This is a genomic window from Ruegeria sp. AP11, assembly GCF_056535865.1.
In genome coordinates this window covers 294,867-313,057 of sequence record NZ_JBQFJB010000001.1, presented here as the reverse complement: position 1 = coordinate 313,057, position 18,191 = coordinate 294,867, and the positions used below count along the sequence as shown (strand labels likewise).

The 18,191-nt window shown below is 60.5% G+C and carries 15 protein-coding genes; 9 read left to right on the top strand and 6 right to left on the bottom strand.

Translation table 11 applies throughout. From position 1 onward, the window contains the following. Positions 1 to 149: 149 nt before the first annotated feature. Together prpE and ACR3E4_RS01625 are read right to left on the bottom strand one after the other, a co-directional pair. Positions 150 to 2,039 (bottom strand): propionate-CoA ligase PrpE, encoded by a 1,890-nt coding sequence (prpE, locus tag ACR3E4_RS01630; protein WP_480531431.1) that lies wholly within the window; start codon positions 2,037 to 2,039, stop codon positions 150 to 152. Positions 2,040 to 2,323: 284 nt separating this feature from the next. Beyond that, positions 2,324 to 4,597 carry an NADP-dependent malic enzyme gene (locus ACR3E4_RS01625; protein ID WP_480531433.1) on the bottom strand — a complete coding sequence of 758 codons (2,274 nt, stop codon included), beginning with the start codon at positions 4,595 to 4,597 and terminating at the stop codon, positions 2,324 to 2,326. Between the two features lie 29 nt (positions 4,598 to 4,626). Here ACR3E4_RS01625 and ACR3E4_RS01620 point away from each other — a divergent pair, with 29 nt between their 5' ends. The 7 genes from ACR3E4_RS01620 to upp all read left to right on the top strand — a co-directional run bounded on the left by ACR3E4_RS01620 (position 4,627) and on the right by upp (position 11,157). Then, positions 4,627 to 5,472: a hypothetical protein gene (locus ACR3E4_RS01620; RefSeq protein ID WP_480531434.1), complete on the top strand. Its 846-nt coding sequence runs from the start codon at positions 4,627 to 4,629 to the stop codon at positions 5,470 to 5,472. Further along, on the top strand, positions 5,441 to 6,538 hold the full coding sequence (locus ACR3E4_RS01615) for a cupin domain-containing protein (protein WP_480531436.1): 1,098 nt from the start codon (positions 5,441 to 5,443) through the stop codon (positions 6,536 to 6,538). The genes ACR3E4_RS01620 and ACR3E4_RS01615 overlap by 32 nt, the downstream gene beginning before the upstream one ends. A 74-nt stretch (positions 6,539 to 6,612) precedes the next feature. Continuing rightward, positions 6,613 to 7,029: a cytidine deaminase gene (locus ACR3E4_RS01610; protein WP_480531438.1), complete on the top strand. Its 417-nt coding sequence runs from the start codon at positions 6,613 to 6,615 to the stop codon at positions 7,027 to 7,029. Continuing rightward, entirely contained in the window at positions 7,030 to 8,337 is a 1,308-nt protein-coding gene (locus ACR3E4_RS01605; protein WP_480531440.1) for a thymidine phosphorylase, read from the top strand. Next, on the top strand, positions 8,334 to 9,545 hold the full coding sequence (locus ACR3E4_RS01600) for a phosphopentomutase (RefSeq protein ID WP_480531442.1): 1,212 nt from the start codon (positions 8,334 to 8,336) through the stop codon (positions 9,543 to 9,545). The genes ACR3E4_RS01605 and ACR3E4_RS01600 overlap by 4 nt, the downstream gene beginning before the upstream one ends. Beyond that, a complete protein-coding gene (locus tag ACR3E4_RS01595; protein WP_480531444.1) occupies positions 9,542 to 10,528 on the top strand; it encodes an adenosine deaminase in 987 nt (328 codons plus the stop codon). The genes ACR3E4_RS01600 and ACR3E4_RS01595 overlap by 4 nt, the downstream gene beginning before the upstream one ends. Continuing rightward, positions 10,525 to 11,157 (top strand): uracil phosphoribosyltransferase, encoded by a 633-nt coding sequence (gene upp / locus ACR3E4_RS01590; protein ID WP_480531446.1) that lies wholly within the window; start codon positions 10,525 to 10,527, stop codon positions 11,155 to 11,157. Before ACR3E4_RS01595 ends, upp begins: the two co-directional genes overlap by 4 nt. A gap of 3 nt (positions 11,158 to 11,160) precedes the next feature. Here upp and ACR3E4_RS01585 read toward each other — a convergent pair whose 3' ends face one another. Continuing rightward, complete coding sequence (locus ACR3E4_RS01585) at positions 11,161 to 12,174, bottom strand: hypothetical protein (protein WP_480531448.1); 1,014 nt, start codon at positions 12,172 to 12,174, stop codon at positions 11,161 to 11,163. A 135-nt stretch (positions 12,175 to 12,309) separates the two neighbouring features. On the opposite strand from ACR3E4_RS01585, the gene ACR3E4_RS01580 reads away from it, so the two are divergent. Next, positions 12,310 to 13,242 (top strand): DMT family transporter, encoded by a 933-nt coding sequence (locus ACR3E4_RS01580; RefSeq protein ID WP_480531450.1) that lies wholly within the window; start codon positions 12,310 to 12,312, stop codon positions 13,240 to 13,242. 223 nt (positions 13,243 to 13,465) lie between these two features. Beyond that, positions 13,466 to 14,236, top strand: coding sequence for a Hint domain-containing protein (locus tag ACR3E4_RS01575; protein WP_480567043.1), 771 nt, complete (start codon positions 13,466 to 13,468; stop codon positions 14,234 to 14,236). A 58-nt stretch (positions 14,237 to 14,294) separates the two neighbouring features. On the opposite strand, the gene ACR3E4_RS01570 is transcribed toward ACR3E4_RS01575, so the two are convergent. Genes ACR3E4_RS01570 through ACR3E4_RS01560 form a run of 3 tightly spaced genes read right to left on the bottom strand, consistent with a single transcriptional unit; the run spans position 14,295 to position 18,188 of the window. Continuing rightward, complete coding sequence (locus tag ACR3E4_RS01570) at positions 14,295 to 16,496, bottom strand: 3-hydroxyacyl-CoA dehydrogenase NAD-binding domain-containing protein (protein ID WP_480531454.1); 2,202 nt, start codon at positions 16,494 to 16,496, stop codon at positions 14,295 to 14,297. After that, positions 16,489 to 16,977, bottom strand: coding sequence for a cupin domain-containing protein (locus ACR3E4_RS01565; RefSeq protein WP_480531455.1), 489 nt, complete (start codon positions 16,975 to 16,977; stop codon positions 16,489 to 16,491). Before ACR3E4_RS01565 ends, ACR3E4_RS01570 begins: the two co-directional genes overlap by 8 nt. Beyond that, the gene (locus ACR3E4_RS01560) at positions 16,977 to 18,188 is read right to left on the bottom strand and encodes an acetyl-CoA C-acetyltransferase (protein WP_480531457.1); all 1,212 of its coding nucleotides are present in this window, start codon (positions 18,186 to 18,188) and stop codon (positions 16,977 to 16,979) included. Before ACR3E4_RS01560 ends, ACR3E4_RS01565 begins: the two co-directional genes overlap by 1 nt. Positions 18,189 to 18,191: the final 3 nt, after the last annotated feature.

The following is an 18,191-nucleotide window of genomic DNA, read 5'->3' as shown; positions in this document are numbered from 1 at the left end:
GCAGCGACGGATGACAAGACCCGCATCCAAAAAATGGGTCCGCCCTTCATCTGGCCAAAAATATCTCGGAGCGCGAGGCAGAGCCTCGCACCCGCGCGTCAGCGCAAACAAGGCGCGCCGCAAGGCGCACCATTGGATTTACCGGTGAATTACGGCGCGTAGCCGATGGTCCTCAGGGCCAAGGCGATTTCATCCAGAATGGCCGGATCATCAATTGTGGCAGGCATCTTGTACTCTTTGCCATCGGCAATCGACACCATCGTCCCACGCAGAATCTTGCCCGAACGCGTTTTAGGCAAACGATCCACCACAACTGCTTTCTTGAACGCGGCGACAGGGCCGATCTTGTCCCGGACCATTTTCACCACATCGGCAACCACATCCTCGTGGACCCGGTCAGAACCTGCATTGAGGCACAGGAACCCGACCGGCATCTGCCCTTTCAACTGATCCGAGACGCCGATCACCGCGCATTCGGCGACATCGGGGTGGGCGGCCAGAACCTCTTCCATCCCACCCGTTGACAGGCGGTGGCCCGCGACGTTGATCACGTCATCGGTGCGCGCCATGATGTAAAGATACCCGTCTTCATCAATCATGCCCGCGTCTCCGGTCTCATAATAACCGGGGAATTGCTCAAGATAGGATTTCTTGAACCGCGCCTCGGCGTTCCAGAGATTTGGCAGGGTGCCCGGAGGCAACGGCAACTTGACTGCGATTGCGCCCAACTCACCGGGTTTCATCGGGTGGCCGCCTTCATCCAAGATTTGCACATCATAGCCCGGCATCGGTTTCGCCGGTGATCCGAGCTTGATCGGCAGTTCTTCGATCCCCAGCGGGTTCCCGGCAATGGCCCAGCCGGTTTCGGTCTGCCACCAGTGATCGACCACCGGAACTTTCAGCGCATCCTGTGCCCAGATGATGGTATCCGGATCGGCGCGCTCGCCGGCAAGATACAATGCTTTCAGACACGACAGGTCGTATTGCGCCATCATTTCGGCCTTGGGGTCCTCGCGCTTGACGGCGCGGATCGCGGTCGGGGCGGTGAAGAAGCTCTTGACTTTATGTTCGGAAATCACCCGCCAGAAGGTGCCCGCATCGGGGGTACCAACGGGTTTACCCTCGAACACGATGGTGGTGTTGCCGTGGATCAGCGGGGCATAGCAGATATAGGAATGCCCCACGACCCAACCGACATCCGAGGCGGCCCAGAAAACATCACCGGGATCGACATTGTAGATGTTCTTCATCGTCCAGTTCAGCGCAACCAGATGGCCCGCCGTCGGGCGCACCACGCCTTTTGGGGCTCCGGTGGTGCCCGAAGTATACAGGATATAGGCCGGATCATTGCCGCTGACAGGTACACATTCTGCGGGCTCGGTTCCGTATTGGAAGCCATGCCAGTTCACGTCGCGCCCCTCGATCAATTGCGCAACTTCCTGTTCGCGCTGGAAGATCACGCAGAAGTCGGGCTTATGGCTGGCCAGATCGATGGCCCCGTCCAGCAGCGGTTTGTAATGCACGACGCGACCCGGTTCCATCCCGCATGAGGCGGCGATGATCGCCTTGGGTTTCGCGTCGTCGATGCGCACCGCCAGCTCGTTACTGGCAAATCCACCAAACACAACCGAATGCACCGCACCCAGCCGCGCGCAGGCCAGCATGGCCTCCAGCGCTTCGGGGATCATCGGCATATAGATGATGACACGGTCGCCTTTCTCGATGCCCTTGGCGCGCAGCGCACCGGCCAGATTGGCGACGCGGTTGCGCAACTCGACATATGAGATTTCGCGCTTGGTGTGGGTGATCGGGCTGTCATAGATGATCGCTGTCTGCTCACCGCGGCCGTTTTCGACATGCCGGTCAACTGCATTCCAGCAAGTGTTAACCTTGGCGTCGCTGAACCATTCGTACAAAGGCGCGTTATCATCGAACAGAGCCTTGCTGGGAGGTTGAACCCAGTCGATCCCGTTTGCAGCTTCCATCCAGAAAGCCTCGGGGTCGGTTTTCCAGCTTTCGTAAACGTCCTTATACGCCATGATGGCCTCCTCCTAATCTCCTTGGGCTGTGTGTAAGGTGTCCGGCGCGCAAGCGGCAAGTGAGGCGAAGGATTGCGCGTCAGTTTATCGCAAAATTTTTGCAGAATCTTACAACTTGCTCTGCAAATTTTTGCAAATGCCCTATTTTTTGTACGCTTTGCAGCATCTCGTAAGGAGTTTTGCAAATCAGCAAAATTTCGGGCGTAACTGCCACTCGGCTGACAGAAACAAATCGGGCGCCCGATCAGGCGCCCGGAATTGTCCATCGCGATGGCAGTAATTGCCTAGCCGTAATGTGCCACCGGCGTACCGGCGATGGCCGCCATGTTCAACAATCCGCGCGCGGTGATCGACGGGGTCACGATATGGGCCTTGTTCCCCATCCCCATCAGGATCGGTCCGACCTCCAGCCCGTCGGCCTTCATCTTCAGGATATTGCGCACGCCACTTGCTGCGTCTGCGTGGGCGAAGATCAGTACATTGGCGGAGCCTTGCAGGCGCGAATTGGGGAAAATCCGCGACCGCAGTTCGGGGTCCAATGCCGCGTCCAGGTTCATCTCACCTTCATAAGTGAAATCGCGCGGTTCGGAATCGAGAATGTCCAGCGCCGCCCGCAGGCGTTTGCCGGAACCTTCGGCCTGATTGCCGAATTGTGATTGCGAACAGAACGCGATCTTGGGCTCCAGCCCGAACCGGCGTACGTGACGGGCCGCCCCGATGGTGGATTCCGCCAGTTCCTCAGGCGAGGGCAGTTGCCGGACATGGGTATCGGCGATGAACAGGGGACCATCTTCAAGGATCATCAGCGACAGAGCGCCATGCGGACGCAGGTCGTTGTGCCCCAGAACCTGTTCCACATAGTTCAGATGCCAGCGATATTCGCCAAATGTGCCGCAGATCATACTGTCCGCCTCACCCCGCTGAACCATGATCGCTGCGATGGCCGTGTTGTTGGTGCGCATGATTGCCTTGGCCAGATCCGGCGTCACGCCACGGCGCTGCATGAGCTGGTGGTAGGAGTTCCAATAGTCATAATACCTCGGGTCATCCTGAGGGTTCACGATCTGGAAATCCTGCCCCGGACGTACCGTCAGACCCAGCTTCTCGCAGCGTGCGCTGATGACGTCCGGGCGTCCGATCAGGATCGGGGTCTCGGTGGTCTCTTCCAGAATGGCCTGAGCCGCACGCAGAACGCGCTCGTCCTCGCCCTCGGCAAAGACGATCCGGCGCGAGGCGACGGCGGCGGCTTCAAAGACCGGACGCATCAGCAGGGCCGATTTGAACACGGTCTGGTTCAGGCGCTCTTTATAGGCTTCAAGGTCGTCGATGGGGCGTTTGGCCACGCCGCTTTCCATTGCCGCCTTGGCAACGGAAGAGGACACAACGCCCACGAGGCGCGGATCAAAGGGTTTGGGAATCAAATAATCCGGTCCAAAGGTCAGTTGTTCGCCTTTATAGGCGGCTGCGGCCTCGGCACTGGTGGTGGCGCGGGCCATTTCGGCGATGCCATCGACGCAGGCGATCTGCATCTCGTCATTGATCTCGGTCGCGCCCACGTCGAGCGCACCGCGGAAGATGAAGGGGAAGCACAGGACGTTGTTGACCTGATTGGGAAAGTCGCTGCGACCGGTGGCAATGATTGCATCCGGGGCAACCTCGCGCGCGGCTTGCGGCAGAATCTCGGGCGTCGGATTGGCCAGCGCGAAGATGATCGGTGTCTTGGCCATCTTCTCGACCATTTCCGGTTTCAGCACATTTGGCCCGCTCAGCCCCAGAAACAGATCAGCCCCGCCGATCACATCGTCCAGCGTTCGCAGGTCGGTTTTCTGCGCGAACTGATCCTTGTGCGGGTTCATATCCTCGGCGCGGCCTTCGTAGACCAGCCCGTGTATGTCACACAGCCAGATATTCTCGCGCTTGACGCCCAGCTTGACCAGCATGCTGAGGCAGGCGATCCCCGCAGCACCGCCCCCGGTTGAGACGATCTTGATATCCTCGAATTTTTTGCCCGCCACATGCAGCGCGTTCTTGGCCGCCGCACCGACGACGATCGCAGTACCGTGCTGATCATCGTGGAAGACGGGGATATTCATCCGTTCGCGGCAGAGCTTTTCGACGATGAAGCAATCCGGGGCCTTGATGTCCTCCAGATTGATCGCGCCGAAAGTCGGCTCCAGCGCGCAGACGATGTCAGCCAGCTTTTCCGGGTCGGGCTGATCCACTTCGATGTCGAAACAATCGATTCCGGCGAACTTCTTGAACAGCACCGCCTTGCCTTCCATCACCGGCTTTGAGGCCAGCGCGCCGATATTGCCAAGCCCCAGCACCGCTGTCCCGTTCGAGACCACAGCAACAAGGTTTCCGCGCGCGGTGTACTTTTCCGCATTCGCGGCATCGGCCTTGATCTCGAGGCTGGCTTCGGCCACGCCGGGCGAATAGGCGCGCGCCAGATCACGGCCGTTGGCCATCGGTTTGGTGGCCTTGATCTCAAGCTTTCCGGGTTTTGGATGCGCGTGATAGTCAAGGGCGGCCTGCCGCAGGCTGGGTGTGTCAGACATCGACGTTTCAACTCCGTTCCAGAATTCGTTTGATGGTTAAACTATTTTTTCAGGCTTGGCTACGCTGCGTCAGTTCAAGGCCTCACACACATGTTCATTGCTTTTTATTGCAGAACTTTTATGAACGAACAATTCGGCAAGACACCCTAAACCCGGCAGGCAACAAGACCCAGAGCATGACTTACGAGGAAGATCCCTACACCGTGCCGTCTGGTGCGGCCCCGGCAATAAGCTCTGGCGCAGATCGGTTGCTGCTCCGGGTGGTGTTGTCTGTGGCGGTTCTGTTCCTGTGTGCAATCGTAGTCTGGCCGCATAAAGCCGCAGTGTACAATCAGGAAGGCGGATTGATTGAAACGCTGTCGGCGCTTGCCTTGATTGCGGCAGGGTTGGTCGCGCTGGTTCGGTATCGCGGGCTCACGCGGGCCTATATCGGACTTGTTTGTCTGCTGCTGGCTGAACGCGAGTTGGACGCTGATGTCCATGCCCCGGGAAGCCTGCTGTATGAATTTCATAGCGGCCTTGATACGACTTTGGATGCGACGGCGGTCCGGATCGTATTGGCAGTGATCGTGTTCGGAGGAGTTGTCTGGCATGGAATCCCCAATGGATGGCGTGCCGTTAAGCAACGGGCGCCGTTCTTGTTGGTGTTTTTGCTGGCCGGCATGATTGCGGTAATCGCGCAGGGGCTTGAGGAAGTGAGCGGTTTCTTCGACGACAGCCTTTCGTCCACCATGGAGACGCGGTTGTTTGTTTTGGAAGAAACGCTCGAGATGTACTTTTCGGTTGGCATTTTGGCCGCTGTTCTGATCGGATGGCCGAAATCCAAGACTGAAGAGATACCTGATGACCTCGACCGAAAGCCAGACGCGCGCTGAAATCCGTCTGTCGACGCAGGAACTGCGCGACGATATTCCTTTTTATACCAAGGTTCTGGGGATGCGGATGGATATGATCTATCCGGCGGATGACCCGCGGATCGCGGTGTTTTCGGGCCACGGGCTGCGGTTGCGGATCGAAAAGGACGCGCCCGAGGCCGCAGGGACGCTGCGCATCCTGACGGACGATCCGGACGGGTTTGCCGATGGCCAGCGCAGCCTTGTTGCGCCGAACGGCACCCGCGTTGAAATCGAAGAGCTGAATCCGCCGCTGGTCATGCCTGACACCGTGCATTCCTTTGTGGTGCGCAGGCTCAAGGATCAGGCGCCGTGGATCATCGGGCGGGCAGGGATGCACTATCGCGATCTGGTGCCTGATCGGCTGGGCGGATCGATCATCGCCAGTCATATCCGCATTCCCGATGGCGGGCCGGTGCCTGACATGGTGCATTTCCACAAGGTCGGGTTTCAGCTGATCTTCTGCATCCACGGCTGGGTGGATGTGGTTTACGAAGATCAGGGCAACAAGATGCGCCTGACTGCTGGAGACTGCTTTATCCAACCGCCGGAAATCCGCCATCGGGTTCTGGAAGCCTCGGATAATGTCCAGGTGATCGAGATTGGCGTGCCCGCCGAGCATGTCACCGAAATCGACCATCGGATGGAGTTGCCCACGCCGCACTATCGCCCGGATCGGGAATGGCAGGGGCAGCGGTTTGTTTACAATCAGGCCGAGGGCGCGGATTGGGGTCCGTTCCGTCTGCCGGGCTATATCTGCCGGGACACCACGATTGCCGAAAACACCAAAGGTGTGGCGGGCGTACAGGTCGTGCGCCGGGGGCAGGGTGCTCCGGAATGGGCCAGTCACGACACGGATATTCACTTTACCTTTGTTATGAACGGCGAAGTGACCTTGGAAGGGGAAGGGCGCGAACCCTACCGGTTGGAGCAGGGCGACGCCTTTGTCATCCCGCCCGGCATGCGGACCCGTCTGACTGACCCGTCCGACGATGTCGAACTGCTTGAGGTTACGCTGCCGGGCACTTTCAATACGACGCTGGGCTAGAAGGCTGTGGATAAACCTGCCCGGGGGCTTCAAATCCCCGGGTGCTTTCATTTAGTGTACGGTATTCTGACCAAATGATCAAAAAACGGGAATCGCCTATGTCTTTGAAAGATGCCGCGCTCGCCGTCCGGGAAAATGCCCATGCGCCTTATTCCAACTTCAAGGTTGGGGCGGCGATCAGGTCGGGCTCGGGCACAGTGTATTCCGGATGTAATGTCGAGAATGTCGCCTATCCCGAAGGCACCTGCGCCGAGGCCGGGGCGATTGCCGCCATGGTTGCTGCGGGTGAAAAGGAATTGACCGAGGTCTATGTGGTTGCCAGCAGCCCGCAACCGGTGCCGCCTTGTGGCGGCTGCCGCCAGAAGCTGGCCGAGTTCGGTAACGGAGACGTCGTAGTCACGATGGCAACGGTTGACGGGGTCGAGTCCCGCACCACCATCGCCGATCTGCTGCCGGGTGCCTTTGACGCTTCGCATATGGAAGACAACTGAATGGATGCGCGTTCGATCATTGCCAAGCTGCGCCGGCATGAGGTCCCCTCGGGCGAGGAACTGCACTGGTTCGCGCAGGGATTGGCGGATGGCGGCGTCAGTGATGCACAGGCGGGGGCCTTTGCCATGGCCGTCTGTATGGGCGGGCTGGGCGCGCAGGGGCGGGCCGATCTGACGGTTGCAATGCGCGACAGCGGCGAGGTGCTGCGCTGGGATCTGGATGGTCCGGTGATCGACAAGCATTCGACCGGCGGGGTCGGGGATTGCGTCAGTCTTGTACTGGCCCCGGCGCTGGCGGAATGCGGGGCCTATGTGCCAATGATTTCGGGCCGGGGGCTGGGTCATACGGGCGGCACGCTGGACAAGCTTGAGGCTATCCCCGGTGTGACCACCCAGATCGGGCAAAACCGTCTGGCACAGGTTCTGAAAGAAACCGGTGCCGCCATCGTCGGTGCAACCGGGCAGATCGCACCTGCGGACAAAAGGCTCTACGCGATACGTGATGTGACGGCGACAGTGGAAAGCCTCGATCTGATCACGGCGTCGATCCTGTCCAAGAAACTGGCAGCCAGCCCCGATGCGCTGGTGCTGGACGTCAAGGTGGGCAGCGGTGCGTTCATGAAGACGCTCGACGATGCACGCAGGCTGGCGCAGGCGCTGACCGAGACCGCGAATGCGGCGGGATGCCGGACTTCGGCTGTGATTACCGATATGAACCAGCCGCTGGCCCCGGCGCTGGGCAATGCGCTGGAAGTGGCCGAGGTGATGCAGGTCATGACCAGCGGGCAGGACTCGCCCTTGGCCCGCATCTCTGCCGAACTGGGCGGCGTGCTGATGGCGGATGCGGGGATGTGTGCCTCGGCTGAAGAGGGCCGGGCGCAGATCGCCGAAGTGATCCGCGATGGCCGCGCCGCCGAACGGTTTGGCCGCATGATGGCAGCCGTGGGCGGGCCGGTGCATTTCGTCCACACCTGGGCACGCTTCCTGCCCGAGGCCAATGTGATCCAGGAAGTGCCCGCACCGCGCGATGGCTATGTCTCGGCCATTGATGGCGAGGCGCTGGGCCTTGCCGTTGTTGCACTGGGCGGCGGACGTCAGGTCGAAAGTGACGAGATCGATCCGGCAGTTGGATTGTCGGGCATCTTGCGGCTGGGCGAGAAGGTTCAGAAAGGCGCTCCATTGGCCGTGGTCCATGCCGCGCGCGAAGATGCGGCGCGACAGGCGTCTCAGGTGGTGCTGAACGCCATAACGCTTGGCGATACACCCGTGGAACAACCGCCCCATGTGCATGAAAGGATCAGCGCATGAGCCGCGCTTTTCTTGTGGTGATGGATTCGGTCGGGATCGGCGGCGCACCGGATGCCGATCAGTTCTTCAACGGAACCGCGCCGGATACAGGCGCGAATACCGTGGCCCATATCGCGCAGGCGTGCGCGGAGGGGCGTGCCGAAGACGGACGCTCAGGCCCTTTGCGCCTGCCCAACCTTGACGCGCTGGGGTTGGGGGCCGCGGTGCGGCTGGCCTCAGGCGATGCAACGCCGGGGTTGCAGGCTGCGCCGACGGGTCTATGGGGCTGCGCGCGTGAATATTCACCCGGCAAGGATACACCGTCGGGTCACTGGGAACTGGCGGGTTTGCCCGTCCCGTGGGACTGGCACTATTTCCCGGACACCAAGCCTGCATTTCCCGCCGATCTAAGCCGCGCCGCCGCCACGGCCGCAGGCACCGAGGGTATTCTTGGCGATTGCCACGCCTCTGGCACAGCCATCATCGCCGATCTTGGGGCCGAGCATATGCGGACCGGCTGGCCGATCTGCTATACCTCTGCCGACAGTGTGTTCCAGATTGCCGCACATGAGGAGAGTTTCGGCCTCGATCGGTTGCTGGACATGTGCCGCGCACTTGCACCGCAATTGCATGAGATGAAAGTGGGCCGTGTGATCGCGCGACCGTTCGTGGGGTCCTCTGAGGACGGTTTCACCCGCACCACCAACCGCAAGGATTTTGCCATTCTGCCTCCCGCGCCCGTGTTGACGAACTGGGCGCAGGACGCAGGCCGTCGCGTTCATGCGGTGGGTAAGATTGGCGACATCTTCTCGATGCAGGGGATCGATACGCTGCGCAAAGGCTCGGATGCCGAACTGATGGTGCATCTCTCGGAACTGGTGGATGAGGCCGAAGAGGGCAGCCTGACATTCGCCAATTTCGTCGAGTTCGACAGCCTCTACGGTCATCGCCGCGATATCAGCGGTTACGCCGGCGCACTGGAATGGTTCGACCGCGAAATCGGGACGGTACTGCAAAAGCTGCGCCCCGGCGACCTGATGCTGCTGACCGCAGATCACGGCAACGACCCCAGCTGGACCGGCACCGATCACACGCGCGAGCAGGTACCGGTACTGGTGGCCGGGCAGGGTTCGGGTGCGATTGGACAGATCAATTTCGCCGATGTCGCCGCCAGCATCGCACATCATCTGGACATCCCGGCACAAGGACCGGGGCGGAGCTTTCTATGACCGTAGCCGACCTGCCAAAGATCGAACTGCACCTGCATCACGAAGGGGCGGCCCCGCCCGCGTTCATCCGCCAGTTGGCGCACGAAAAGCACGTGGACCTGAGCGGTATTTTCAAATCCGATGGTTCCTACGACTTCCGCGACTTCGCTCATTTCCTCAGCGTCTATGAGGCTGCTTGCGAGGTGCTGAAATCGCCCGAAGACTTCCGCCGTCTGACGCTGGCGATCCTTGAAGAAAGCGCTGCAAATGGTGTGGTCTATTCCGAGACCTTCCTCAGCCCGGATTTCTGCGGCGGTGGCGATCTGCACGCGTGGAAAGACTATCTGACCGCCATTCAGGACGCGGCGGACGAGGCCGAACGCAAGTTCAACATCACCTTGCGCGGTGTGGTGACCTGCGTCCGTCATTTCGGCCCGGAACAGGCCAGGCGCAGCGCCTTTTGCGCGGCGGAGACAGCAGGCGACTGGATCACCGGCTTTGGTATGGGCGGCAACGAATCTGTCGGCACTCAGGGCGACTTTGCATGGGCCTTCGATTGCGCCCGCGAGGCCGGTTTGCGTCTAACCACACATGCGGGTGAGTTTGGTGGCCCCGAAAGCGTGCGGGACGCCATTCGTGATCTGGGGGTCGAGCGGGTCGGCCATGGCGTACGCGCCATCGAAGACCCGGACTTGATCCGTGAATTGATCTACCGGGATGTGACGCTTGAGGTCTGTCCGGGCTCGAATGTGGTGTTGGGATTGTATCCCGATTTCGCGGCCCACCCGATTGCCAAATTGCGCGATGCGGGCGTCAAGGTCACGGTCTCAACCGATGACCCGCCGTTTTTCCATACCACAATGCGGCGTGAATATGAAATGTTGGCCGCGGCCTTCGGCTGGCAAGCGGAAGACTTCGCGGCGTTGAATGAAACCGCCCTGAACGCGGCCTTTTGTGACGAAGACACCCGCGCGCGGGTCAAGAAAAGACTGGAGAACTCATGAGCGAACACCTGACTGTCGTCGATCATCCACTGGTACAGCACAAGCTGACGCTCATGCGGGACAAGGGCACCTCGACCGCCAGCTTCCGGCAGTTGCTGCGCGAAATCACCTTGCTGCTGGCCTATGAGGTCACGCGCGAGATGCCGCTGACCACCCGCCACATCGAAACCCCGATGGAGGAGATGGACGCGCCCATTCTGGCGGGCAAGAAGCTGGCGCTGGTGTCGATCCTGCGGGCCGGGAACGGGATGCTGGACGGGGTGCTGGAACTGGTTCCCTCGGCGCGCGTTGGCTTTGTCGGGCTCTATCGCGACGAAGAGACGCTGAAGCCGGTGCAGTATTATTTCAAGGCACCCGAAGGGTTGAAGGACCGTCTGGTGATCGCCGTTGATCCAATGCTGGCCACCGGCAACAGCTCGGCCGCCGCGATTGACCTGCTGAAAGAGGCGGGTGCCACGGATATCCGCTTCCTCTGCCTGCTGGCTGCCCCGGAAGGTGTGGCGCGCATGAAAGAGGCGCATCCAGATGTGAAGATCGTCACGGCCGCGCTGGATCGCGAGTTGAACTCGAAAGGCTATATCATGCCGGGGCTGGGCGATGCCGGAGATCGGATGTTCGGCACAAAATAGGCGCTATTGCCCGCAGATATTCTGCAGCCGGACCCAATCGCGGTCCGGCAGCACCTGTTCCAATGCCCGGCCCGCCATCGGGTCGGCCTCGATCAGGCCCAGAACCGTCTCACCGGTAATGTCACGTGCATAGGCGTAGGGGGTCGAGGGCAGGGCGGCCTGTGCAAAAACGGCCAGCAAATCGTCATCGGTAATCGCGGGACGGGGTTCTGACAAGATTTCCTCGGTATAGGTATCCACGATCTCGGGCGTCAGTTCGCCCGTGGTCAGCAAACGGAAAGCAGCGGCTGTGCCGGTCCGGTCCAGCAACTCGTCCAGCGGATCTTGCTGCGCGGCACGCGCGCGCGCCGCGATCACATAGCCTGCGGCGACGGCGGGGTCTTCGTGATCCTCGACCAGAGCCCGGTTCAACAGCACTGTCCCCCCCGGCAGGCTGAGGCTGTCGGGCAGACCCGCAGGCAGGATCACGATCTGACGTACTCCGGTTCTGCTGGCCAGCCGATCCAGCGAATCCTGCGCGTCCGGCGACGTGCACGCCTTGCCGGATACACGTTCGATCCGGCGCAGGATGGTGTCGCCGATCTCCTGCCGCTTGATCTCGGGCACCACGGCGACCACGTGGCGCTGCAGCGCGCCGGGCAGCCAGAACAACAGCAACGCAACAACCGCCAGCACGACACCTGTCACGCTGAGCCAGCGGAGCCGGCCGGGATGCGGACGCGTCCGGTCGATGGCGCGTTGCAGCCGGTCGATGGCCTCGATCATGGTGGTTTCGGTTTCGGCCAGCTCCAGCGTTTCGCCCGGATCGCCATCAGGATTGAAGATCGCGGGATAAGTACCGGGATTTTGCCGCTCCAGCGCGGCCAGCGACCAATGGGTCAGCGCCCGGTCATTGAAATCCGAGATGGTCAGCGTGGCCTCGCCAATGGACACAACCACCTCGCGCCGTTGTTCGTCTGGCGTGGGGCGCCACAGACCGGTCGCTTCGATCCGCTGGTACTGTTTGAGTGCCGTCATCGGGTAATGCTGCTCGAGTATTATTTTGTTCCAAGTCTAGCATGTTGAAAACCGACGGCGCAAACCTGTTGCGCATGGTTCAGAAAATATGCTGACTGTGCCGAAGCAGAGGGTGCAGCGAGAGTGGGAGCACGGGTGGAACAAGACAGATCTTCGGTTCTGGCATCGCTGCTTATGGTCTGCTCGATGGCGATCATCGGCGTGATCGACAACTTCGTGATTCGTCTGGCCGAGACCATCGGGCTTTGGCAGTTTCATCTGAGCCGCGCCTTGCTGATGCTGCCGCTGATCGGTTGCCTGTCTCTGCTGGGATTGGGCGGGCTCAGACCCTGGCGCTATGGTATCGTTGCATTGCGCAGCGTCCTGATCACTCTGGCGATGCTGTTTTACTTCAGCGCTTTGGCATTGATGCCGATTGCACAGGCGCTTGCGGGGTTGTTTACCTCTCCCATCTTTGTGCTGCTGATTTCGGCCCTGTTCCTCAAGCAACATATCGGCCCGTGGAGGATTGCCGCGGTGTTGCTGGGTTTTAGCGGAATCCTGTGTGTGTTGCAGCCCGATCCGCTGGCATTTGACGTCAAAACGCTGCTGCCGGTTGCCGGGGGGTTCTTCTATGCCCTCAGCGCGGTGGTGACGCGCACGCATTGTTCGGGCGAAAGCACCGTTGCGCTTTTGGCAGCGATGGTGGTGACGCTTGGCCTTGCTGGTGCGACAGGTTTGATCATGCTGGCGTTGTCCCCGATCGAGGCGCCGCTGGGGCCGGATGGGTTTGTCCTGCGTGGCTGGGTCTGGCCGATGAATCGGGCGCTGCCATGGGTCGCGGTGCAGGCTGTTGGTTCTACGATTGCGGTATTCATGCTGATCAAGGCCTATCAACTGGGCGAGCCGTCTTATGTGGCGGTGTTCGAATACTCGGTCATGATCTTCGGTCCCTTGTTCGCATGGGTGGCCTTTGGCCAGTCGGTTGGTCCGATGCAGGTGGTGGGGATCGGTATGATCGCCTCAGCGGGAGTTTTGCTGGGCTGGCGCGAGCGTCGTGTGTTGTCCAGACAGCGCGCAACATCCTGAGGTGCCGGATAGATTCGGAACAAAGAACCAGCGTGGCTGTTGGCTACGCGTTTCGTAAAGCTGGTCAAAGCAGGTCTTAATTGCAGCTTTGTTTATTGAATGCAGGCTAAATACGGCAAAGCTGACCCAAATTTGCCTTAAATGTGGCAAAACTAAGTCTCCTTAAGGCACAAAGGCTTAACCCTTCGGAAATGTATGAAGGTGCCAAAAGGGGGGAAGGCACGTGTTAGAAGTAGTGAGTGTTTCGGGGTTATCGAAACAAGAAGACAGGGGCCTTGGGGCCTTTTCGGGGAAGGCTGTGTCAGTACGTCGTGGGGGCCTGCTGCACGGAACCAGAGTGGCAACAACCAGCGGTTGGAAGCCGGTCGAAAGACTGGTCGCGGGTGATCTGGTGAGGACGCTGGATCATGGTTTTCGCGCGCTCAGACGAGTCTGCGTAGACCGTATTGTTGTCCCCGGTGATGAGCGGCGGGCCGAGCATCTTCCGGTGCTCGTCCCGTCCCGCGCTGCCTATAACGGGCGGGCTGTCTGGTTGATGCCGGAACAGGGTATGGCGTTGGATCAGGGCAAGCTGGGGCTGGGGGTCGAAGGGATCTCGATCGTGCCCGCACGGATGCTCAGCGGGGTGGGGCGGCTGCAGTCGCAGACACCGGCCCGGACCTTTGATGTCACGTCGTTATTTTTCGATCAAGATGAGGTTGTCTTCATCGAAGGCGGTTTTCAGGCCTATTGCCCGTCGGGCCGGATGGTCGCCTCGGCAGGAATATCGAACACCTATGAGGTTGCCGATGCCGAGGATGCCGAACTGCTGATCGAAGCGGTTGCAATCAAGGGCGACATTTCCGCCTTTGCAAACCCGTTGGGTGCGCTGCCTGCACCCATCCCGCAAGAACCGATATTCCCGATCCGGCCCCCTTCGGGGATACGCCGTCCAGGGCGACCAGGGCGGCCAAATGTGCCACCTTTGTTTCTGCGGCCTGAATGGCAGACCTAACTAAACACTTCAAAAGAAAGATGCAGGCGCATGGCCTCATGCGCCTGCATCACCTTGTTTACGCGGCCTGAGCCTCGGGGTTGAAGCGGCCATAGAAGCTCTGACCTTTTTCGGCCATCTCGCGCAGCAGCGGCGGGCAGGCGAAACGCTCGCCATAGGCTTCGGTCAACTGATCGCAACGCTCGGCTGCATAAGGCGTGCCGATGATGTCCAGCCAGCTGAGCGGGCCACCGGACCAAGGCGCAAAGCCCCAGCCAAGAATCGCGCCGACGTCGCCTTCGCGGATATCTTCCAGAACGCCTTCTTCCAGCGCGCGGACCGCTTCCAGAACCTGCGCGAACATCAGGCGTTCCTGCACTTCGATCAGGTCGGGCTGCTCAGCGGCCAGCGGGTATTTGTCTTGCAGACCCTTCCAGTATTCGACGCGCTTGCCTTTGTCGTCATAGTCGAAGAACCCGGCATTGGCCTTGCGGCCCAGACGACCCTGCTCCTCCATCCAGAAGATCAGATCGTCCGACGGGCTTTCGGGATAGGCATCGCCCATCGCCGCCTTTGTCGCGCGTGCGATCTTGGCGCCCAAATCAATCGAGGTCTCATCCGTCAACTGGACAGGCCCAACGGGGAAACCCAATTGCCGCGCGGCATTGTCGATCAGAATGGGGCTGACGCCCTCGGTGATCATGCGCGCACCTTCGTTGATGTAGGGGATGATGCAGCGGTTGGCGTAGAAAAAGCGCGCATCGTTAACCACGATCGGCGTCTTCCTGATCTGGCGCACATAGTCCAGAGCCTTGGCCACCGCGCGATCCCCGGTTTCGCGGCCCTTGATGATCTCGACCAGGAACATCTTTTCAACAGGTGAGAAGAAGTGGATGCCGATGAACTGATCCGGACGAACACTCGCCTTCGCCAAGTCAGTGATCGGCAGGGTCGAGGTATTCGAGGCAAAGATGCAATCCTCGGAGATGATCGCCTCGACCTTCTTGGTCATCTCGGCCTTGACGCCGGGGTCTTCAAACACCGCCTCGATGATCAGGTCGCAGCCTTTCAGGTGTTCCAGATCGGGCGTGGCGGTGATGCGGGACAGCAAGGCCTCTTTCTTCTCAGCCGTCGCTTTGCCGCGTTTGATCCCCTTATCCATATAGCTTTCGCTATAGGCCTTGCCCTTGTCGGCGGCTTCCTGATCACGGTCGATCAGAACAACCTCCATCCCGGCCTGAGCCGAGACGAGCGCAATGCCTGCCCCCATCATGCCCGCGCCCAGAACGCCGATCTTCTTGACCCGCTGATCGGGCACGTCCTTGGGCCGCACCGCGCCTTTCTCAAGCGCTTCTTTGTTCAGGAACAGCGACCGGATCATCGCCGACGAGGACGGGTTCATCAGCACGTTAGTGAACCAGCGCGCCTCGATCTTCAGGGCGGTGTCGAAATCGACCAGCGCGCCTTCGTAGATCGAACTCAGCAGAGCCTTGGCTGCCGGGAAGGCGCCTTGGGTCTTGCCGTTCACCATCGTGCTTGCACCCACGAAAGTCATGAAACCGGCGGGGTGGTAGGGCGCGCCGCCGGGCATCTTATAGCCCTTGGCATCCCACGGTTTGACCAGATCGGCATCCGATGCATTCAGAACCCATTCCTTGGCCGCCGCCACCGGATCATCCGCTACGGCGTCGATCAGCTGTGCGCCTTTGGCCTTCTTCGGGTCCATCATCTTGCCTTCCAGCAGGACGGGGGCCGCCGCCATCGCGCCGACCATGCGGCTATAGCGCATGGTGCCGCCGCCACCGGGGAAGATGCCGAGCAATATCTCGGGCAGGCCGATCTTGGATTTTGGGTTGCTGGTCATCACGCGGTGGTGACAGGCCAATGCGATCTCGGTCCCGATCCCTGCGCAGGTGCCGTTGATGGCGCAGGCCACCGGCTTGCCGCCTTTCTTGGTCTTGGGGTCCATGCCCGCCAGCTCAAGTCGACGCAGGATGTTGTGGCCGCTCATGACGAAATCGAACAGCGCCTGCGCGGGTTCGTCACCGGCTTCCTGACGGATCGTGGCCAGCGTGCTCAGATCCATGCCGCCCGCGAACGACCCTTCCTTGCCACTGGTAATGACGATGCCCTTGATCTCATCATCGGCCAGCGCCTGATCGATCAGGTCACCGACCAGAGCGAACGCTTCGCGCGACAGGACGTTCATGGATTTACCCGGTACGTCCCAGGTGATGAAGGCGACGCCGTCTGCGTCTTTGCTGAGGGTGAAATCAGTCATTGTCATCTCCAATCTGGTCAGCCGTCAGCGGGCTGCCGTCTTTGCGGGTAAAGCGAAAGTCGTCGCCCTCGAACTTCACCATCATGTCTATGTCGCTGTAATAGCCGGTCTCGGTCGGGGTCCGTGTGCCCACCACCAGAAAGGTCGCGGGCGCATCGGTCTTGTTCACAAGGTGATGACCATTGGCCTCACCCGCGGGCCATGCCGCGCAATCGCCGGGCAGCATTTCATGCTCGCCATCGTCATCGATCAGCACGCATTTGCCGCTGAGCATGATGGCAAACTCGTCCTGCTGCATGTGGTAATGGCGCAACGAGGATTGGCCCTGCGGTTCCAGCCGCACGATGTTGACCCCGAATTGGGTCAACCCGCCGGCATCACCCACACGCTGGACGAAACGACCTGCGGTCGCCTCGGCCAGTTTGCCGGGATAAGAGGAACCGCCCTTAAAAGGGATTTGCGAAAGGTCCAGCTTGGGCATCAGACACGCTCGATAATCGTTGCCGCACCCATGCCGGACGCGATGCAGAGCGTGGCCAGACCGGTTTCCTTGTCCTGACGCTCCAGCTCATCCAGCAATGTGCCGATGATCATCGCGCCGGTCGCGCCCAGCGGGTGCCCCATCGCGATTGAGCCGCCATTGACGTTGACCAGCCCGGGGTCGACATCAAACGCCTGTTGGAACCGCAGCACGACCGAGGCGAAGGCCTCGTTCACCTCAAACAGGTCCAGATCGCCGATCTTCATGCCGTTGTCGGCGAGGATTTTCTCGGTCACCGGAACCGGGCCGGTCAGCATGATGGTCGGATCGGTGCCGATCTTGGCGGTCGCCTTGATGCGCGCGCGCGGTTTCAGGCCGTATTTCTCACCGAACTCCTTGTTACCGATCAGCACAGCGGCAGCCCCGTCCACGATGCCCGAGCTGTTACCCGCATGGTGGATGTGATTGATCCGCTCAAGATGCGGATATTTGATCATCGCGACCTTATCGAATCCCGGCATCTGTTCACCCATCATCGCGAACGAGGGGTTCAGCGCGCCAAGCGATTGCATATCAGTGCCGGGACGCATGTATTCATCACGGTCCAGAATGGTCAGGCCGTTCTGATCCTTGATTGAAATCACCGATTTCTCGAACCTGTTGTCCTCCCATGCTGCTGCGGCGCGTTTCTGAGACTCAACGGCCAGCGCATCCGCGTCATCGCGGCTGAAGCCGTATTCGGTTGCGATGATGTCAGCCGAAATGCCCTGCGGCACAAAATAGGTCTCCATCGCCAGCGATGGGTCAACGGCAATCGCTGCGCCGTCGCTGCCCATGGCAACGCGGCCCATCATCTCGACACCGCCCGCGATATAGGCTTCGCCCGCGCCGCCCTTGACCTGATTGGCCGCAAGATTCACGGCCTCCATGCCCGAGGCACAAAACCGGTTGATTGCCAGTCCGGGAATCGACTGATCCAGATCCGAGGCCAGAACTGCCGAGCGCGCCAGACAGCCGCCTTGCTCCATCACCTGCGTGACGTTGCCCCAGATCACATCCTCGACGGCGTGGCCTTCCAGATTGTTGCGCTCTTTCATCGCGTTCAGGGTCAGGGCGGACAGGCGCACCGAGGTTACTTCGTGCAGGCTGCCATCCTTGCGGCCCTTGCCGCGCGGGGTGCGCAGGGCGTCATAGATATAGGCTTCGGTCATGGG

Bases quoted from the DNA above. Each gene is read 5' to 3' on its own strand.
- prpE (WP_480531431.1), bottom strand. From the start codon at position 2,039: ATGGCGTATAAGGACGTTTACGAAAGCTGGAAAACCGACCCCGAGGCT.
- ACR3E4_RS01615 (WP_480531436.1), top strand. From the start codon at position 5,441: ATGACCTCGACCGAAAGCCAGACGCGCGCTGAAATCCGTCTGTCGACG.
- ACR3E4_RS01560 (WP_480531457.1), bottom strand. From the start codon at position 18,188: ATGACCGAAGCCTATATCTATGACGCCCTGCGCACCCCGCGCGGCAAG.
- ACR3E4_RS01610 (WP_480531438.1), top strand. From the start codon at position 6,613: ATGATCAAAAAACGGGAATCGCCTATGTCTTTGAAAGATGCCGCGCTC.
- ACR3E4_RS01605 (WP_480531440.1), top strand. From the start codon at position 7,030: ATGGATGCGCGTTCGATCATTGCCAAGCTGCGCCGGCATGAGGTCCCC.
- upp (WP_480531446.1), top strand. From the start codon at position 10,525: ATGAGCGAACACCTGACTGTCGTCGATCATCCACTGGTACAGCACAAG.
- ACR3E4_RS01600 (WP_480531442.1), top strand. From the start codon at position 8,334: ATGAGCCGCGCTTTTCTTGTGGTGATGGATTCGGTCGGGATCGGCGGC.
- ACR3E4_RS01565 (WP_480531455.1), bottom strand. From the start codon at position 16,977: ATGCCCAAGCTGGACCTTTCGCAAATCCCTTTTAAGGGCGGTTCCTCT.
- ACR3E4_RS01595 (WP_480531444.1), top strand. From the start codon at position 9,542: ATGACCGTAGCCGACCTGCCAAAGATCGAACTGCACCTGCATCACGAA.
- ACR3E4_RS01585 (WP_480531448.1), bottom strand. From the start codon at position 12,174: ATGACGGCACTCAAACAGTACCAGCGGATCGAAGCGACCGGTCTGTGG.
- ACR3E4_RS01625 (WP_480531433.1), bottom strand. From the start codon at position 4,597: ATGTCTGACACACCCAGCCTGCGGCAGGCCGCCCTTGACTATCACGCG.
- ACR3E4_RS01570 (WP_480531454.1), bottom strand. From the start codon at position 16,496: ATGACTGATTTCACCCTCAGCAAAGACGCAGACGGCGTCGCCTTCATC.